This is a genomic window from Photobacterium lipolyticum, assembly GCF_003026475.1.
GTDB lineage: Bacteria > Pseudomonadota > Gammaproteobacteria > Enterobacterales > Vibrionaceae > Photobacterium > Photobacterium lipolyticum.
In genome coordinates this window covers 22,690-39,034 of record NZ_PYMC01000014.1, presented here as the reverse complement: position 1 = coordinate 39,034, position 16,345 = coordinate 22,690, and the positions used below count along the sequence as shown (strand labels likewise).

Below are 16,345 nucleotides of genomic sequence, written 5' to 3'. Positions count from 1 at the left end.
TTCTGCGTCCAATGACGCTGAAATGGGTACACCATTCCTACCGTCGTTTTCCTTAAACTAGGCTTGCTGATGTCACTCTGAATCCTGCATCTTGAAGTGGTTTGGGTATATATTATGAGTTTTACATACATCATTCTACTTTGTCACGAACCGGAAAAAAATGCCTATTATTTATAAGGATATTCTTAATCGCTTTTTTACCGACAAACCCTTTTAATAAAGTAAAAACTTGCTAAAATAAACTAAGTCAGATTCAAAACTATAAAGTAGACCTGAAGTCTACCGGAAGCAATGTCGAGGGCTTGCCCTCTCAAATACTAAAATGGAGAATTGAGCAATGGCATTCGAATTACCCGCTCTACCGTACGCAATCAACGCTCTTGAGCCACATATCTCTCAGGAAACGCTGGAATACCACCACGGAAAACACCACAACACCTACGTTGTTAAGCTAAACGGCTTGATTGAAGGTACTGATCTAGCGGCAAAATCTCTTGAAGAGATCATCAAAACATCAACTGGTGGTGTATTTAACAATGCAGCTCAGATCTGGAACCATACTTTCTACTGGCATTGCCTAAGCCCTGACGCTGGCGGTGAACCAACAGGCGAAGTCGCTGATGCTATCGTTAAAGCCTTCGGCTCTTTTGAAGAATTCAAAGCGAAGTTCACTGATTCAGCGATCAACAACTTCGGCTCTTCCTGGACTTGGCTTGTTAAGAAGGCTGACGGTTCTCTAGATATCGTCAACACGTCTAACGCAGGTACTCCACTAACAGAAGAAGGCGTAACACCGCTTCTGACTGTTGACCTGTGGGAACACGCTTACTACATTGATTACCGTAACCTTCGTCCAAGCTACATGAATGCGTTCTGGGCACTGGTAAACTGGGATTTCGTCGCGAAAAATCTAGCAGCTTAATGCTCTGATTCGATAGCTGATTAAATCTATCAGCTGCTATAAAAAAGACCTCGCATTGCGAGGTCTTTTTGTATTAACCGAAACGACAATCACTATGCCGCCCGTATTATGCAGCTTAGATCCGTCAAGCCTTTTCCGCCAAAATAATACGCAGTGTACGACGTAGTGGCTCCGCCGCCCCCCATAGCAACTGATCGCCGACCGTAAAGGCATTGAGGAAGTCATCCCCCATTGCCAGTTTGCGTAAACGGCCGACAGGAACAGATAGCGTACCTGTTACTTTCGCCGGACTCAGTTCCTGAACCGTAATGTCACGGTCGTTCGGGATCACTTTAACCCAGTCGTTGTGTGACGCAATCATCTCTTCAATTTCATCAAGAGGGACGTTTTTCTTCAATTTCAACGTTAATGCCTGACTGTGGCAACGCATCGCACCAATACGTACGCAAGTACCGTCAATTGGAACCGGATTATCTTGCAGACCCAGGATCTTGTTGGTTTCAACCGACGCTTTCCACTCTTCTTTACTCTGGCCATTGTCACGCTTAACATCAATCCACGGGATCAATGAACCCGCGAGCGGCGCACCAAATTCCTGTGCCGGGAAGTTTGAAGAACGAAGTGTTTCAGCTACTTTACGATCAATATCCAAAATGGATGTTGCAGGATTAGCCAGCTCGCTAGATACCGTATCGTTAATCACGCCCATTTGGTTGATTAACTCGCGCATATTTTTCGCACCGGCACCAGAAGCAGCCTGGTAAGTTTGTGACGTCATCCATTCAACCAGACCAGCCTTATATAAGCCACCCACTGCCATCAGCATCAAACTGACCGTACAGTTGCCGCCAACGAAAGTATTGGTACCAGAATGAATTCCTTGTTGAATTTGTTCTAAGTTAACAGGATCTAACGTAATGATCGCCTGATCATTCATACGCAGTGTCGAAGCCGCATCAATCCAGTAACCTTTCCAGCCTGCTGCACGCAATGCCGGATAAACTTTCTCTGTATAGCTGCCACCCTGACAGGTAATGACGGCATCCAGTTGTTTTAAGCTTTCAATGTCAAAAGCGTCTTGCAGTAAGCCAGCATCTTTACCCAAATTAGGAGCAGGAATACCTACTTGTGATGTCGAGTAAAAAACAGGCTCTATATAATTGAAGTCACCCTCTTCAACCATACGCTGCATCAGCACAGAACCAACCATGCCACGCCAACCGACTAAACCAACTTTCATCATTGCTTACTACACTCCCTGCTTTTAATTACACACTAATTTGGTATTTCTACTCCCATCTATAGAGTTTTAAACACCTAAAAACAAGCATAATCTGAAGAAAATGCATAAAAATTCTTTACTGACCAAATTGTGATAGTTTTCTTGCTCCGGAAGGATTCCCTTTGCCTGTCGGGTTACAACATTTTTATCAGGTGGTCATACCGGGCTAGAAAAGCATCAAGCCGCGCTCAATTGACCATCTTTTACACCTGTAATTGTATATTTTACGAACCTAAACTTGATTTCACCCATTAACAGACCAAACACTATAAATGCATAAATTTTGAAATAGTACCCTCACCCTGATAACCTAAGATACAGCATATGATGAGATGAATTACCCAGCAAATCATGATTTGAGGATATTTATACCCGCACATACGCCAAAAAAGAACACAAACAGACATACATTAGAACGGTTAAAAAACAGCAAGCACACAACATTAAAACCAGAATTTAACAGTAAATGAACATGCAAACATATTGTTTTTCCTGTTTATACCTGCTGAAAGATTCAGATCACAGAAAGGCACAATATCTATCGCAGTGAATTGGTCATTTAGATAGAGTAGCGCCGAAACAACATGAGTCCCTTAAAGAGTGACTCAAACGTCATAATAACTACTAATTATTAGCTTCCTGTTAACGCTAATTTCAGGGACATTCCCTTTACAGGTTCGATTAAACAAGGTTAAAAGTATGGACAAACAGACTGTGAAATTACCATCGATGATGCAAGTTATACTTGCCCTTGGTACTTTCCTTGCACTGGCATTCTCTTTCACCGCTAAACTTGATTTACCCATCCAGCTGGCACTTTATATCGGCTGGTTCATCATCATGGCTCTGGGTATAAAACTCGGTCACGATTATAAATCTTTAGAAAAAGCAGCAACCAATGGCATATCTAACGGCTTAGGTGCCATATTGATCCTTCTTGCTGTTGGTGCCTTGGTAGGTACCTGGATCGCAGGTGGTATTGTTCCGACAATCATCTATTACGGTCTGAAAGCGATTCACCCGTCCATCTTCCTGCTTGCCACCATGGTTATCTGTTCACTGACCGCTCTGGCAACTGGAACATCCTGGGGGGCTGCGGGTACTGCCGGTATTGCTATGATGGGGATCGGTCAAGGTCTTGGCGTTCCGGCACCGATGACTGCTGGTGCCGTACTTTCCGGCTGTTACTTCGGCGACAAGATGTCTCCATTGTCTGATTCAGTGATCCTGGCTTCTTCTATGTCTAACGTAGAAGTAATGGAGCACATTAAAGGCATGCTGCCGATTGCGCTGATCAGCTACGTCATCACGGGTATTCTGTTTACCGGTGCTGGCCTGCACTACGCAGGTAACGTTGATATGGGTCAGGTTGAGTCTGTAATTCTGGCAATGGAAGACCAGTTTGTTATCTCTCCGTTCTCATTTGTGCCGGTTATCATCGTACTTGCTCTGCTAGCGATGCGCCTGCCTTCCTTCCCTGTGATCACGCTGGGTTCACTGCTGGGTATTGTCTGGGCTGTTATGGTTCAGGACATGGATCCACTTGTTGCATTCAACACAGCCTGGGCTCCGTTCTCCATCAGCTCTGGCGTTGACTTCATTGATGCGATTCTGAACCGTGGCGGTATGTCATCCATGCTGGGCTCAGTGGCTGTAATCATTTTCGGTCTGGGTTTTGGTGGCCTGCTTGATAAAGTGGGTGTACTGCAAACCGTCGCTAAACTGTTTGAGAAGCGCGTCAACTCTGCGGGCAGCCTATCGGTATCAACCATTGCAACCGCTTTCCTGGGTAATGTCTTCGGTTCAGCAATGTACGTATCGCTGATCCTGACGCCAAAAATCTGTGCGAAGAATTATGATCGCTTAGGTTACCAACGCAAGAACCTGTCTCGTAACGCTGAGTTTGGTGGTACGTTGACATCGGGTATGGTGCCTTGGAGTGATAACGGTATCTACATGGCGAGTATTCTGGGGGTTGCAACGTTCTCTTACGCCCCTTTCATGTGGCTAAGCTTCGTTTGTATTCTGGTTACTATTGTCTCTTCTTACATGGGTTGGTTTGTAGACCGTTGCCCGCCGACAGCAACAGCTGATTTGGATGAAGATGAAAATATGACAGTCACACAACAAACTGCGTAAGTAATGTAAACACTGAAAACAGCAAGAGCGCCTTTAGGCGCTCTTTTTATATGCTAGAAAAATATGGTTTTTCAGGTAGGCCCTAATAAACAACTGCTACTGCCACGAGTCACTCTTTGCCGGTAAAAGGCATTTTTCATCCTGTTGTTTAAATAAATGTTGTTTTAAAAACTTTGCTCTGATCTGACGCAGGTGTTCTTGTGATTCATTTTCAGCTTTGCGGCGTAACTGTCGACTCATCTTGTGGTAACTCATGAACGGTATCCACTCCCTTTTATCTTTCTCAAGGTGAACTTGGTTCAAGGTAGTGGCTATTCCAAGAAAACTACCATTGATTCTTTACTCGTTATCTTCTAACGACACAAACCAAGAAATCATGCACTGCCCGCATAACTAGTCACAGAGCGCGCATAAAACAAGCAAGACGGGATAATACGTTGCTCAATGATTCCATCAAATCCAACCAGTACTAAGCTATTGAATCGATCCTGAGCTGGATGTCTGAGCGAAATTGCCTACCCCTTTGGTTATAAATCGCATTCGAAATACACCTTAATCAGCAATTGATGATCCGGATCAAAGACCAACCGAAAGCTGTCTCGATATCCTTTACGAAAAGTTGCACTATAAATATACCTTTAAAGGAATGCAGTAATGTCGAACCTAGCAATGTTTTGTCACCAGTGCTCAATGGCACAAACCGGTGGCTGTGGTAGCACAGGTAAAACTCAAGGCACATGCGGTAAAGATGAAAACCTCTCTCGCCTGCAGGATATTATGATTTTTGGCTTGAAAGGCTTATCAGCCTATCGTACCCACGCCGATGATCTTGGAGCGCATACTAAAACCGTTGATGATGTCATTGCTGAAACCCTATATTTCACACTAACTAACGTTAACTTCAGTTTTGATCAGCACATTGAGCAATTAATGAAAATTGGTGGTGCTGGCAGCGAGATGATGTCATTGCTTGGTGAAGTTCACCATAAACGTTTAGGTGTTCCTACCCCTGTCTGTGTTCCTCAGAACAAGGCCGAAGGCAAAGGGATCCTGGTTACAGGCCATGATCTTGAACTCTTAGAACGTCTGCTGATCGCGACAGAAGGCAAAGGTATTAATATCTACACCCACTCAGAAATGCTGCCAGCTCACGGCTACCCGGAGCTAAGCAAATATTCCCACCTTAAAGGCAACGTGGGTAAAGCCTGGTTTGATCAGAAAAAACTGTTCCAGAAATGGAATGGCACGATCATTGTGACGACTAATTGTATTGTTCCACCAACTGGCCGCGCCAATTACGTTAATCGCCTGTACAGCTATGGTATTGTCGGTATCGACAATTGCCGCCAGCTTGGTGAAGATTTTGGCCCGTTGATCGAGCAGACACTCAGCCTGCCGGATATCGAAGGGTTTGACAGCAAAGAAACCCTGATGACGGGTCACAACTACAAAACAATTCTTGGTTTGGCACCGCAAATTCTGGACGCAGTTAACTCGGGTAAGATCCGTCAGTTTTTCGTCATTGCGGGCTGTGATAAGCCAGGTACACCGAATGACTACTTCCGTGATCTGGCACTGTCTGTTCCGGATGACTGTATCATCCTGACCTCATCTTGCGGTAAGTTCCGCTTTAATGACCATGACTTCGGCACGGTTCCTGGTACTGAAATCCCTCGTTATCTGGATCTTGGCCAGTGCAACGACAGCTACGGTGCGGTAATGATTGCATTGGCACTTAGCGACGCTATGGGTGTGCCGGTCAATGATCTGCCGGTTAATATTGTTCTGTCATGGATGGAGCAAAAAGCGGTTCTGATCCTGCTGGCTCTGTTTAATCTTGGTATCCAGAACATTTACCTGGGACCGAACCCACCAGAATTTGTTAACGAAGATATCTTCGCATTCTTACAGCAGCAGTTTAACTTGCAGTTAACGGGTAAGGCGCAAGACGATTTGGCTAAAATGCTGAACCCACAGCCTGAGATTGAACTAGTCGAGGTCTAATCCGGCCCTGATCACCCACTCCTATGCCCCTCTTAATTGGAAATGCAGTCTGCAATTTCAAATATGAGGGGATACCTTACCTGAGTCAGCCTTACCCTACTTTCAGGGACTGGCTCAATTCAACAAAACAGATACTGCACATTTAATCAATTTTAAAATAATTATTACGAATTGAATTGATTGATTAAATACATAATACAAATTTATTCGACCGATTTAGAATAGACGGTGCCTGTTCGCTGGAGTTTGTTATGCCTAAAAAACCGTGTACCTATAAGACAATGGATGGTAATGAAGCCGCCGCTTCAATTGCTTATCGCTGCAATGAAGTGATCGGGATTTATCCCATTACTCCGTCATCACCTATGTCTGAAGCCTGCGAAAGCTGGGAAAGCCAGGGGGAAACCAACCTGTGGGGACAAGTACCCCAGGTGATGGAAATGCAGTCAGAAGGTGGCGCAGCGGGTGCTGTTCATGGCGCACTGATGGCAGGCTCTCTTGCGACCACCTTTACGTCATCACAAGGCCTGTTACTGAAAATTCCTAACATGTACAAAATTGCCGGGGAACTGACTCCGTTTGTGATGCATGTTGCGGCTCGCACGCTTGCCACCCATGCCTTGTCTATTTTTGGTGACCATTCCGATGTGATGGCAGTACGCCAGACGGGTTTTGCGATGCTCGCAGCCAATTCTGTTCAGCAGGCGCATGACTTGGCCCTGATCAGCCAGGCTGCAACATTAAACAGCCGCATTCCATTTGTGCACTTTTTCGATGGTTTCCGCACCTCTCACGAAATCAACAAGATTGCGATGATTGACGATGATATCATTGATAATATGATTGACCAGGATGCGGTCGATGCTTTCTATAAGCGTGGCTTAACACCTGACGCGCCAAGCATTCGCGGTACAGCCCAAAACCCGGATACTTTCTTCCAGGCCCGAGAAGCCGCCAACCACTATTACCAGGCTTGCCCCGAGATTGTGGCCGAGAAAATGGCGCAGTTCGCTGAACTGACAGGCCGTGAATACAAACTCTTTGATTATTATGGTCACCCCGAAGCCACTGACATTGTGGTTATTATGGGCTCAGCAACATCGACGATGGAACAAACCGTCGATCACCTGCTGATACTGGGCCGTAAAGTAGGTGTAGTGAGCGTTCACCTCTATCGTCCGTTTTCCCTCAAACACTTCGTTCAGGTGCTACCACCTTCAGTCAAGCAAATCGCGGTATTGGATCGCACCAAAGAGCCGGGCGCAATGGGTGAACCTCTGTATCTGGATGTTGTTGCGACAATAAACCAGGCCGTGACTTCCGGACAATATTCGCACCAACCAAGCATTGTCGGCGGCCGTTACGGGTTATCATCCAAAGAATTCAACCCGACACATGCCAAAGCTATTTTTGACGCAATGGCAGAAAATACCCTGACGCATAACTTTACCGTTGGGATCAACGATGACATTACCCATTTGTCACTGCCGATTGGTGCCGCTGTTGAAGTCGAACCGGCTTCACGTTTGCGGGCACTTTTCTACGGTTTAGGCTCTGACGGCACCGTCAGCGCAAACAAAAACACCATCAAGGTTATTGGCGAAAATACCGAATTACATGCTCAGGGTTACTTCGTCTATGACTCAAAAAAATCAGGTGGCACAACGGTTTCTCACCTGCGTTTTGATGCCGTGCCGGTTGAAGCCCCTTACCTGATAGAGCAAGCCGAGTTTGTCGCCTGCCATCAATTCCAGTTCATTGAAAAGTTGGATATGCTTGAGCACACGACACAACAAGGTACGGTACTGCTAAACAGCCCATACCCTGCTGATAAAGTGTGGGATCACCTTCCTCGTGAAGTCCAGCAGGTGATCATTGACAAGCAGCTGAATTTACACGTCATCAATGCGGTTGAGCTGGCACGAGAGCTAGGCTTAAAGAACCGCCTGAACACCATCATGCAAACCGCGTTCTTTGCCCTCAGTGATCTGATGCCGCTGGAACAAGCTATCAGCCAGCTAAAGCAGGCAATTGAGAAAAGCTACAGTAAACGCGGCCCGGCCATTGTTGAAGCCAACCATAAAGCGGTAGATGCCACGGTGGCTCACTTGCAACAGGTCACCATTCCAGATCAGGTTAGCAGCCCGTTCAGCCGCCCTGCCGTTGTCAGTGAAAAAGCACCTGAACTGGTTAAAGGCGTCAGTGCCATGATGATGGCCGATAAAGGCGACTTACTGCCTGTCAGTGCATTCCCAGTTGACGGTTGCTGGCCAACAGCCACCAGCCAATGGGAAAAACGAAATATTGCTCAGGAAGTCCCTGTATGGGAAGACGATCTGTGTACCCAATGTAATATCTGTACTCTTGTGTGCCCGCACGCAGCCATTCGTGCCAAAGCCGTTAACCCGGCACAGCTTGAAGACGCACCTGAAGGCTTCAAGTCAACCGAATACAAACAGCGTGATTTTAAAGGCCAGCAATACACCTTGCAGGTTTCACCACAAGACTGTACCGGCTGTAACCTCTGCACCACTGCGTGCCCGGCCAGCGATAAAGATGATCCAAGCCGTAAAGCTATCAACATGGCGCCGAAGCAGCCATTATTGCAACAGCAAAGCGATAACTTCGAGTTCTTCCTCGATTTACCAGAATTAGAGCGTATCAATATTAAACGCATCGATGCTCGAACCAGCCAACTGTTGCAGCCATTATTTGAATACTCGGGATCATGTTCCGGCTGCGGCGAGACCTCTTACGTTAAATTACTAACCCAGCTGTTTGGCGATCGTCTGTTAATTGCCAATGCTACCGGTTGTTCATCGATTTATGGCGGCAACCTGCCGACAACCCCCTACGCCGTGGATAAACATGGCCGTGGACCGGCATGGGCGAACTCGCTGTTTGAAGACAATGCCGAGTTTGGCTTAGGCATGCGTTTAGCCCTGAACAGCAAGCGGGATAATACCCTGAACCTGCTTAACATGGCCGCCGACATACTGCCAGCAGATCTGTTGGAACAGCTCAAGCAAGATGCATTTGATAGCAGCGAACAAGCTGTTATCCGTCAGCGCGAGAACATCGCAACATTACGCGCCCAGCTTGATTATTCGCACCGTCGTTTAATCGACAGAGCCGAAGATTTAGTAGCAAAAAGTAACTGGATTCTCGGCGGCGATGGCTGGGCTTATGACATAGGCTTTGGCGGTTTAGATCATGTATTAGCGGGTAGCGAGAACGTCAATGTACTGGTGATGGATACCCAGGGTTATTCCAATACCGGTGGCCAGCAATCGAAAGCAACGCCAACCGGCGCGGTCGCAAAATTTGCCAGCCAGGGCAAATCAAGCAATGGCAAAGATTTGGCAATAAACATGATGATGCATGGCAATGTTTACGTCGCCAAAATTGCCCTCGGTGCCAACATGAACCAGACCATCAAAGCATTGCAAGAAGCAGAAGCCTATCCGGGGCCATCCCTGATCATTGCTTACTCACCATGTATCACCCACGGTTATGACATGGCAGAAGGCATCGAACACCAGCAACTACTGGTTGAAACCGGCTTATGGCCGCTGTTCCGCTTTGATCCGCGCCGCGTCGATAAAGGGCGGGCAGCACTGCAGATGGACTCTAAGCCACCAAAGAAAGATGTGGAGGCCCTGATCAGCCGCGAAGCCCGTTTTACTCAGGTATTGCGCCGTGATCCGCAGCAGTATCAGGCCAACCTCGAACGCTTGCGAGAGCAAGTCCAGCACAAACTGCAATTGCTAGAGCAGTTAGGTGGCTGGAAGAGAAGTAAAAGCGAGTAAATAGTCATGAGGGGCGAGTATCGAGTTCCCAGGTCCGAGTTACTCGATTCTAGATCCTCGCCCCTAGGTCCTCGACACTCGAAACTCGAAACTCGAAACTCGAAACTCGAAATTAATTTTAAACACCCGCCATAGCGACTAAATAGTTAAGCGTAATGGCACTGGAGATTAACATGAAAAACATTGGTATCTTTTTTGGTAGTGACACCGGAAACACTGAAGCCGTTGCTAATAAAATTGCAGCGCAGTTAGGCGTTGACGCCAGTGACATTGCCGGCTGCAGCAACGAAATTTTTGATGATCTTGACTTAATCATTTTAGGCACCCCTACCGCTAACTACGGTGAAATGCAGCCTGATTGGGATTACTTTGTACCAGAACTGGAAGATGCCGATCTCAGTGGCAAAAAAGTCGCGCTATTTGGCCTTGGCGATCAGGTTGATTACCCAGACAGCTTCCAGGATGCAATGGGCGATCTTGCTGAGCTGATTGAAGATGCGGGGGGGGAACTCATCGGTCAATGGTCCACTGATGGCTATGACTTTAATGACTCCCGCGCGGTAGTTGATGATAAATTTGTCGGCTTGGCGCTGGATGAAGACCGTCAGCCAGAACTGACCGATGACCGTATTGCGACCTGGCTGGTAAACCTGGGGCTGAGCGCCGCATAATTAATACCAATCGGTATAACCGTATGCAAACGAACAGCAAACAAAAAGGCTGCCTCTGGCAGCCTTCTCTTTAATCCTTATATCAACGTCCTTGTCAGTCGGTATCTCTCCATCGCACATCAATGCATCAACAATTACTTGAGATACTCCGTAACATTGCGTGATGGCAGATTGCTATTCTGACTCTTCCCATAAAATTTATATTGTAATGCCCGTAGCGGATGACGCCAGATGAATCTTGGTAACGCCCAGCGCATCACATGTGCCATTTGCAGACGTTTGGCAGGGTGATAACAATGCCGGTGACATTTCAAACAGGTTGGCTTTTCATCCGCTAAACGGCAGCCATCAACCTTGTTTTTAACATACTCAAAAAGACTTTCACATTCAGGGCAAACAATCGCCCCACGGTGCAGCGTTTTACAATATAGGCGAATCATCGCTTTCACTGTATCCAGTTCACGCTGTGAACGAACTGACTGTTTATTTAGAATAATCATAGGGCGGCTATTATCCACCCCTTCGAAAACCAACTATTGATAAGGATCAACTTTGTGCATTGCTCACACTTTTATCCTCTAGAGGCTGAATTGTTGCAGTAAAACGGTCTATACAATATACGGTGGTGGCATTGCCCATGTGAATAAATACCCGCAGAGAAAGGCGCTCTCCGCAGTCAAGTACCTCTTACTGAACCCATTCATTCTTGCTGAATGGCCAGATTATCATCACGATTGGTATTAACCTCAACAAACTGACATTTTTTCACTTCTTCGGCTGTATCAGGGGAGTCCTCAGAAACACTTCTTTCTTCCACCAGATAGGCTTCTACTGCACTGACGACATTTTTAATCGCCAGACTGAGATCTGTGCAGTCTGTACTGGTCACTGTTTGTTTATTTTTTAAAGCATACTCAATATGCTCGGAAATCGACCGCAATGACGCCGCTCCGAGGTTGCTCGCCACTCCTTTCAAGCTATGGATCAATAAACTGGCCTTATCGACATCAGACTGCTCAATACAGTTTTTCAGGTGCTCCCCGTCACCAGAATGTTCCTCAATGAAGATTTCCAGCAACATTATTACCGACTCTTTATCGCCATCCATACTGTCTAATATAGATTGAACATCAAATATTGCCTCTTGCTGTAAATAAGCCACTTCTGTCAATTCCACCGGTGACACTTCTGCACACATCGCTGAAGGCTCAACAGGCTCAGGTATCGCTGTCATCAACTCTGAAATTATTGCTTTTTCGGCCTCACTGACCTCTTCTGCCGGCATTGCAACTACAACGGCAGCATTCACCTTTTCTCCTCTTAATGTTATTGATGCCTCCGTTGTTGATACGCCTGCTGTTGCGACTTCGTCAGCCCTCTTCGCGGCATAGAGTGTCATCATCACCCCTGAAAGTGATACGACAGCCATTAGTATCAAGTTCATCTGGGACAACCAGAGCTCATAAGCCAACAGGTCATTTTTAAGCGTATAAAACTGGTTCTGAGAGCTGCTCTGGCTGATATTTTGAACAGCTGACCGATGGTTCGCCTGCCCGGTCATTAAAGCCTTATCGACTTCCTCAACGAATTGTCCGCCTTGTAAAATTAAGGTCTTCAGCGGTTCTTCAAACTGACTGGCAACGGAGACATCGTTGAGTTCAAGCAGGTGTTTTCGGAGTGCCACCGACACATGGCTTTGCGCTGATTCAGGCACTGCCATATTCAGGGGGACAGTGCTTCTTAGTTGCTCTGCTTCCGACTCAACCTGAGAAATCAGGCCAATAACTTCTCGCACTTGGGAAGACTGAAATGACAGGTAACCAAACAGGCCAGCACTCGAAATAATCACCAATACGAAGGTATAAAGTACTTTCTTCGAGAGTAGCAATCTGGTTTTACGATGACTGGGGGCAGTCTTTTCAGCCTGGAGTGAAAGTACGGTTTCTCTGTCATCCATGCTAACTCCTGTTATCGCATCAGAAAAAGAAAATTGGTACCATCGCCTCCAATATTCTTTTTATACAATTAGTTAGTATTAACTTTAGACAAAGTTGCTGATGAAATCCAATAAGCAATAAGATTAATACATACACATCAAATCTGCCTGTAAAACCAAACACATCGAAGATACAAAAAAACCACCTTCGTCAGAACGAAGATGGTTTACGTACATAGCCATTTTATACCGGTTGGTATTAGATCAGTTATCGCTGTTCAAACGTCGCTGTAGCTGATCTTTTAAGTTAGGTGGCGTACCTTTGATAGTCAGCGTGTCAGTTTCTGCATCATAGAAAATACGCTCACCCAGCAACATGCTGTCGAAATTAATTGTTAGCCCGCCGCCAGATCCTACAAACTTGGTTAATTTACGCATGGATGTGCGATCGGCAGGGAAGCTCTCTTCCAATTCATACCCTTGGTTCGACGTAAATTCGTAGAAGTTTGTCCCGTCTTCAGCATTAGGTAATTCACCGGCCAGTTCTTTTACTGCCACTTCATCACCGGACTGAAGCTGCCCGTTACAGTAATCGTAAACCTGCTTACGATACTGCTGCTTCTCTTCCTTATCTAAGCGTGAGTCGGCGCAGAAATCTTCTACCGCCTGCATCAGCACCTGATTTTGTTCCTTCACGTCCAAACCAACAACCGCCTGCAGAAAATCTAAGAAGAAATCAGCGATCTTACGGCCCACACGGCCCTTGATGAACGTCAGGTAACGATTAGAATCCGCATCCGTTTCCCAAGACGACAGATCAATACGCGCCGCGATATCCATTTTGGCAACGTCCAGATAATCAGTTGCACTGATATCCAGCTGTTCGGTAACTTTCATGCTGTGGCGGGTTGGCAACAAACCAATAAACAGGTAATCCGTAGCCAATGACTGATATTCAGCCATCACTAAGGTACCGGCTTCAGCGAACGGATATTTTGCTAATTCAGCCTGTAATCGTTGGGCAGATTGGTTAGAAAATGTCAAAAAGTCCAGTTCGCCAGTGCGACATTGCTTCAACCAATGGCAAAATTCACTGTCTTCAGCAAAATGTGCGAACCCTTTGGCACCTTTACTGCTATATACTCGATGCAGTTCAGTAACTAGGTCTTCTGTTGACTCACCCTGATCAAGCATTTGTTTTCTAAGATGAATCTCAAGCTCATCTTGTTCGTTTTTTGTCAACTGGTGAAGGATGACGTTCGAAAGTATAAGGCTCATAATGGAAAAGGTTTTCAGTAAGAGTAAAGTGTAGGTTATTATAAGTCGCTTTCTTAAACTTTAAACTAAGACATTAAACAAGACTTCCTATGCCAATTACTTCAAAATACAGCAATCAGCAAGTTGAACAGATCATTAGCGATGTGTACGACGTACTTGAAAACCATAACGCTTCTGCAGAACTTGCACTTATGGTGGTGGGTAATATTGCAACTAACATCATCAATGCCGATGTTCCGGCATCGCAAAAGAAAGCCATCGCGGAGAAATTCGCACAAGCTCTGCTGAACTCAATTAAAAAAGATTAAGCTTACCTTTTTGTACGCTTACATTTAAGACTGAGAAGAACAGACATTTATGGTCGCCAGCGGAAATAATTATAAAGACAAAGTCTCCCAGCTAATTAGCTGGGGGCACTGGTTCAGCTTTTTCAATATTATCGCAGCCATGCTTTTAGGCACGCGTTACATTGTGCAATCTGAATGGCCTGAAACGCTACTGGGACAGCTTTATCTTGGATTTAGTTGGATCGGACATTTCGGGTTTCTTGTCTTTGGTTTTTATATCTTAATCCTTTTTCCTGCCAGTTTTCTGATCCCGTCACAGCGCCTGATGCGCCTGTTTGCGGTGTTAGTCGCTACAATTGGTCTGACAACATTATTGTTAGACACCCATGCCTACGAAAGTCTTGAGTTACATTTAAGTCCGCTGGTATGGGATCTGCTATTAAGTGGTGAGAAAACAGAACTGAATGCCCGCTGGCAATACCTGTTTGTTGTTGTTCCTATCATCTTCCTGCTGCAATTAATTCTTTCCGAATGGTTATGGCGCAAACTCAGAAAACTCACACGCAAGCACGTGGGTGTGCCGATTGCCACCGTATTTGGCTTATGCTTCCTGGGTAGTCATCTGCTCTATATCTGGGCAGATGCTAACTTGTATCACCCTGTCACCATGCAGCGTTCAAACTTCCCGTTATCTTACCCGATGACAGCGAAAAGCTTCATGGAAAAACACGGCCTGCTTGATCGTCAAGACTATGTTAAACGCCGGGCTGAGCAAGGTTTAGACGAAAGTGAACTGATCCGCTACCCCATTGAAAAACTGAGCTTTAACAATCGTGGTACTAATCAGAACTTACTGATTGTGATGATTGATAGCTTACGCAGTGACATGGTAAATGAAGAAACCATGCCTTACCTGACAGCTTTTGCTAACCAGAATTTAAACTACAAAAACCACTACAGTGCCAGCAATGACAATATGACCGGCATCTTTGGCTTGTTCTACGGCCTGCCTGGTGGGTATATCAATAGTGTACGTTCTGAAGGCTCGACGCCAATTCTGTTGAAGACCCTTAAAGAACGCAATTATGACTTCGGTTTGTTCAGTGGTAACCAGTTTAAAGCCCCTATTTACTACCAGGCTATTTTTAACACCAAGCAAGCTGAAGAAAATCTGGCTACCAATCAAAGCCAGCAGCCAGATGACCAACTGGCTATTGCTGACTGGAAAACCTGGTTAGATAGTCAAAATAGCGAAAAACCTTGGTTCAGCTATCTTGAACTGAAGTCCGTACAAGAATTTGAAGAAGGTGGCGATTATGTGCCGCAATTCACACCTTCGCTTGGTAACGTCAAGATAAACGCCGAGGGCGTTGACTCTACGCTGTTACTTAAAAACAGCTACCGTAATGCAGCCTATTATGTCGATGAGCTGCTGGCTGATATTTTTGAAGAACTAACCGCAAAACAGGACCTGGATAATACCATTGTGATTATCACAGCTAACCATGGAACGGAGTTCAATGAAACGGGTACTAATAGCTGGGGCGCAAACAGTAATTACAGCCAGTATCAATTGAAAGTACCGATGGTCATTCATTGGCCGGGGCAGCCTGTAGCAGAGATCAACCGCCCAACCAGTCATCTTGATGTGGTACCCACCGTGATGGAATCTCTACTTAATGTCTCATCATCACCGAAAATCTACAGCAGTGGCGTTAACCTGTTTGAAGAACATCCTAAACGCAGCTGGATTTTAGCGGGTGACAGTCGTGACATCGTGGTAATTCAGCAAAACCGCACCACGGTGGTCGATAAATACGGCAACTACCGCGTTTACGATAACAACTACAAACTGATGGATGAAGGTAAACCAAAACTGTCGACACTGATGCAGGTCATGCATGAGTTAAAACGCTTTTACCAACCTGAGTAGTTTTAAGTTTCTAGAAATAAGAATTAGAAGGCCGTAAACTCGCGGCTTTTTTTGATCGCCTTCTGCAAGATTAGGCCATTCGCG

General features: G+C 45.8%; 11 protein-coding genes. 7 read left to right on the top strand and 4 right to left on the bottom strand.

All coding sequences use genetic code 11. The features are described 5' to 3' along the window. The first annotated feature begins 337 nt into the window (after positions 1 to 337). A complete protein-coding gene (gene sodB / locus C9I89_RS17020) occupies positions 338 to 922 on the top strand; it encodes a superoxide dismutase [Fe] (RefSeq protein WP_107284520.1) in 585 nt (194 codons plus the stop codon). Positions 923 to 1,046: 124 nt separating this feature from the next. On the opposite strand, the gene asd is transcribed toward sodB, so the two are convergent. Continuing rightward, entirely contained in the window at positions 1,047 to 2,162 is a 1,116-nt protein-coding gene (gene asd / locus C9I89_RS17015; RefSeq protein ID WP_107284577.1) for an aspartate-semialdehyde dehydrogenase, read from the bottom strand. A gap of 741 nt (positions 2,163 to 2,903) precedes the next feature. Between asd and nhaC the strand changes: the two genes are divergently transcribed. The 4 genes from nhaC to fldA all read left to right on the top strand — a co-directional run bounded on the left by nhaC (position 2,904) and on the right by fldA (position 10,827). Beyond that, the gene (gene nhaC / locus C9I89_RS17010; RefSeq protein ID WP_107284519.1) at positions 2,904 to 4,343 is read left to right on the top strand and encodes a Na+/H+ antiporter NhaC; all 1,440 of its coding nucleotides are present in this window, start codon (positions 2,904 to 2,906) and stop codon (positions 4,341 to 4,343) included. Positions 4,344 to 4,997: 654 nt separating this feature from the next. Then, the gene (hcp, locus tag C9I89_RS17005) at positions 4,998 to 6,347 is read left to right on the top strand and encodes a hydroxylamine reductase (RefSeq protein ID WP_107284518.1); all 1,350 of its coding nucleotides are present in this window, start codon (positions 4,998 to 5,000) and stop codon (positions 6,345 to 6,347) included. A 251-nt stretch (positions 6,348 to 6,598) separates the two neighbouring features. Next, the gene (gene nifJ, locus C9I89_RS17000) at positions 6,599 to 10,156 is read left to right on the top strand and encodes a pyruvate:ferredoxin (flavodoxin) oxidoreductase (protein ID WP_107284517.1); all 3,558 of its coding nucleotides are present in this window, start codon (positions 6,599 to 6,601) and stop codon (positions 10,154 to 10,156) included. 173 nt (positions 10,157 to 10,329) lie between these two features. Next, on the top strand, positions 10,330 to 10,827 hold the full coding sequence (fldA, locus tag C9I89_RS16995) for a flavodoxin FldA (RefSeq protein ID WP_107284516.1): 498 nt from the start codon (positions 10,330 to 10,332) through the stop codon (positions 10,825 to 10,827). Positions 10,828 to 10,961: 134 nt separating this feature from the next. Here fldA and C9I89_RS16990 read toward each other — a convergent pair whose 3' ends face one another. The 3 genes from C9I89_RS16990 to yejK form a co-directional block, all read right to left on the bottom strand. Beyond that, a complete protein-coding gene (locus C9I89_RS16990) occupies positions 10,962 to 11,327 on the bottom strand; it encodes a nitrous oxide-stimulated promoter family protein (RefSeq protein WP_107284515.1) in 366 nt (121 codons plus the stop codon). A gap of 200 nt (positions 11,328 to 11,527) precedes the next feature. Beyond that, the gene (locus C9I89_RS16985) at positions 11,528 to 12,784 is read right to left on the bottom strand and encodes an Hpt domain-containing protein (RefSeq protein WP_107284514.1); all 1,257 of its coding nucleotides are present in this window, start codon (positions 12,782 to 12,784) and stop codon (positions 11,528 to 11,530) included. 243 nt (positions 12,785 to 13,027) lie between these two features. Then, a complete protein-coding gene (gene yejK, locus C9I89_RS16980; protein WP_107284513.1) occupies positions 13,028 to 14,041 on the bottom strand; it encodes a nucleoid-associated protein YejK in 1,014 nt (337 codons plus the stop codon). A gap of 89 nt (positions 14,042 to 14,130) precedes the next feature. Between yejK and C9I89_RS16975 the strand changes: the two genes are divergently transcribed. Both C9I89_RS16975 and C9I89_RS16970 read left to right on the top strand, forming a co-directional pair. Beyond that, positions 14,131 to 14,349, top strand: coding sequence for a YejL family protein (locus C9I89_RS16975; protein WP_107284512.1), 219 nt, complete (start codon positions 14,131 to 14,133; stop codon positions 14,347 to 14,349). A 49-nt stretch (positions 14,350 to 14,398) separates the two neighbouring features. Then, positions 14,399 to 16,261 (top strand): DUF3413 domain-containing protein, encoded by a 1,863-nt coding sequence (locus C9I89_RS16970; RefSeq protein WP_107284511.1) that lies wholly within the window; start codon positions 14,399 to 14,401, stop codon positions 16,259 to 16,261. Positions 16,262 to 16,345: the final 84 nt, after the last annotated feature.

Bases quoted from the DNA above. Each gene is read 5' to 3' on its own strand.
- sodB (WP_107284520.1), top strand. From the start codon at position 338: ATGGCATTCGAATTACCCGCTCTACCGTACGCAATCAACGCTCTTGAG.
- asd (WP_107284577.1), bottom strand. From the start codon at position 2,162: ATGAAAGTTGGTTTAGTCGGTTGGCGTGGCATGGTTGGTTCTGTGCTG.
- nhaC (WP_107284519.1), top strand. From the start codon at position 2,904: ATGGACAAACAGACTGTGAAATTACCATCGATGATGCAAGTTATACTT.
- hcp (WP_107284518.1), top strand. From the start codon at position 4,998: ATGTCGAACCTAGCAATGTTTTGTCACCAGTGCTCAATGGCACAAACC.
- nifJ (WP_107284517.1), top strand. From the start codon at position 6,599: ATGCCTAAAAAACCGTGTACCTATAAGACAATGGATGGTAATGAAGCC.
- fldA (WP_107284516.1), top strand. From the start codon at position 10,330: ATGAAAAACATTGGTATCTTTTTTGGTAGTGACACCGGAAACACTGAA.
- C9I89_RS16990 (WP_107284515.1), bottom strand. From the start codon at position 11,327: ATGATTATTCTAAATAAACAGTCAGTTCGTTCACAGCGTGAACTGGAT.
- C9I89_RS16985 (WP_107284514.1), bottom strand. From the start codon at position 12,784: ATGGATGACAGAGAAACCGTACTTTCACTCCAGGCTGAAAAGACTGCC.
- yejK (WP_107284513.1), bottom strand. From the start codon at position 14,041: ATGAGCCTTATACTTTCGAACGTCATCCTTCACCAGTTGACAAAAAAC.
- C9I89_RS16975 (WP_107284512.1), top strand. From the start codon at position 14,131: ATGCCAATTACTTCAAAATACAGCAATCAGCAAGTTGAACAGATCATT.
- C9I89_RS16970 (WP_107284511.1), top strand. From the start codon at position 14,399: ATGGTCGCCAGCGGAAATAATTATAAAGACAAAGTCTCCCAGCTAATT.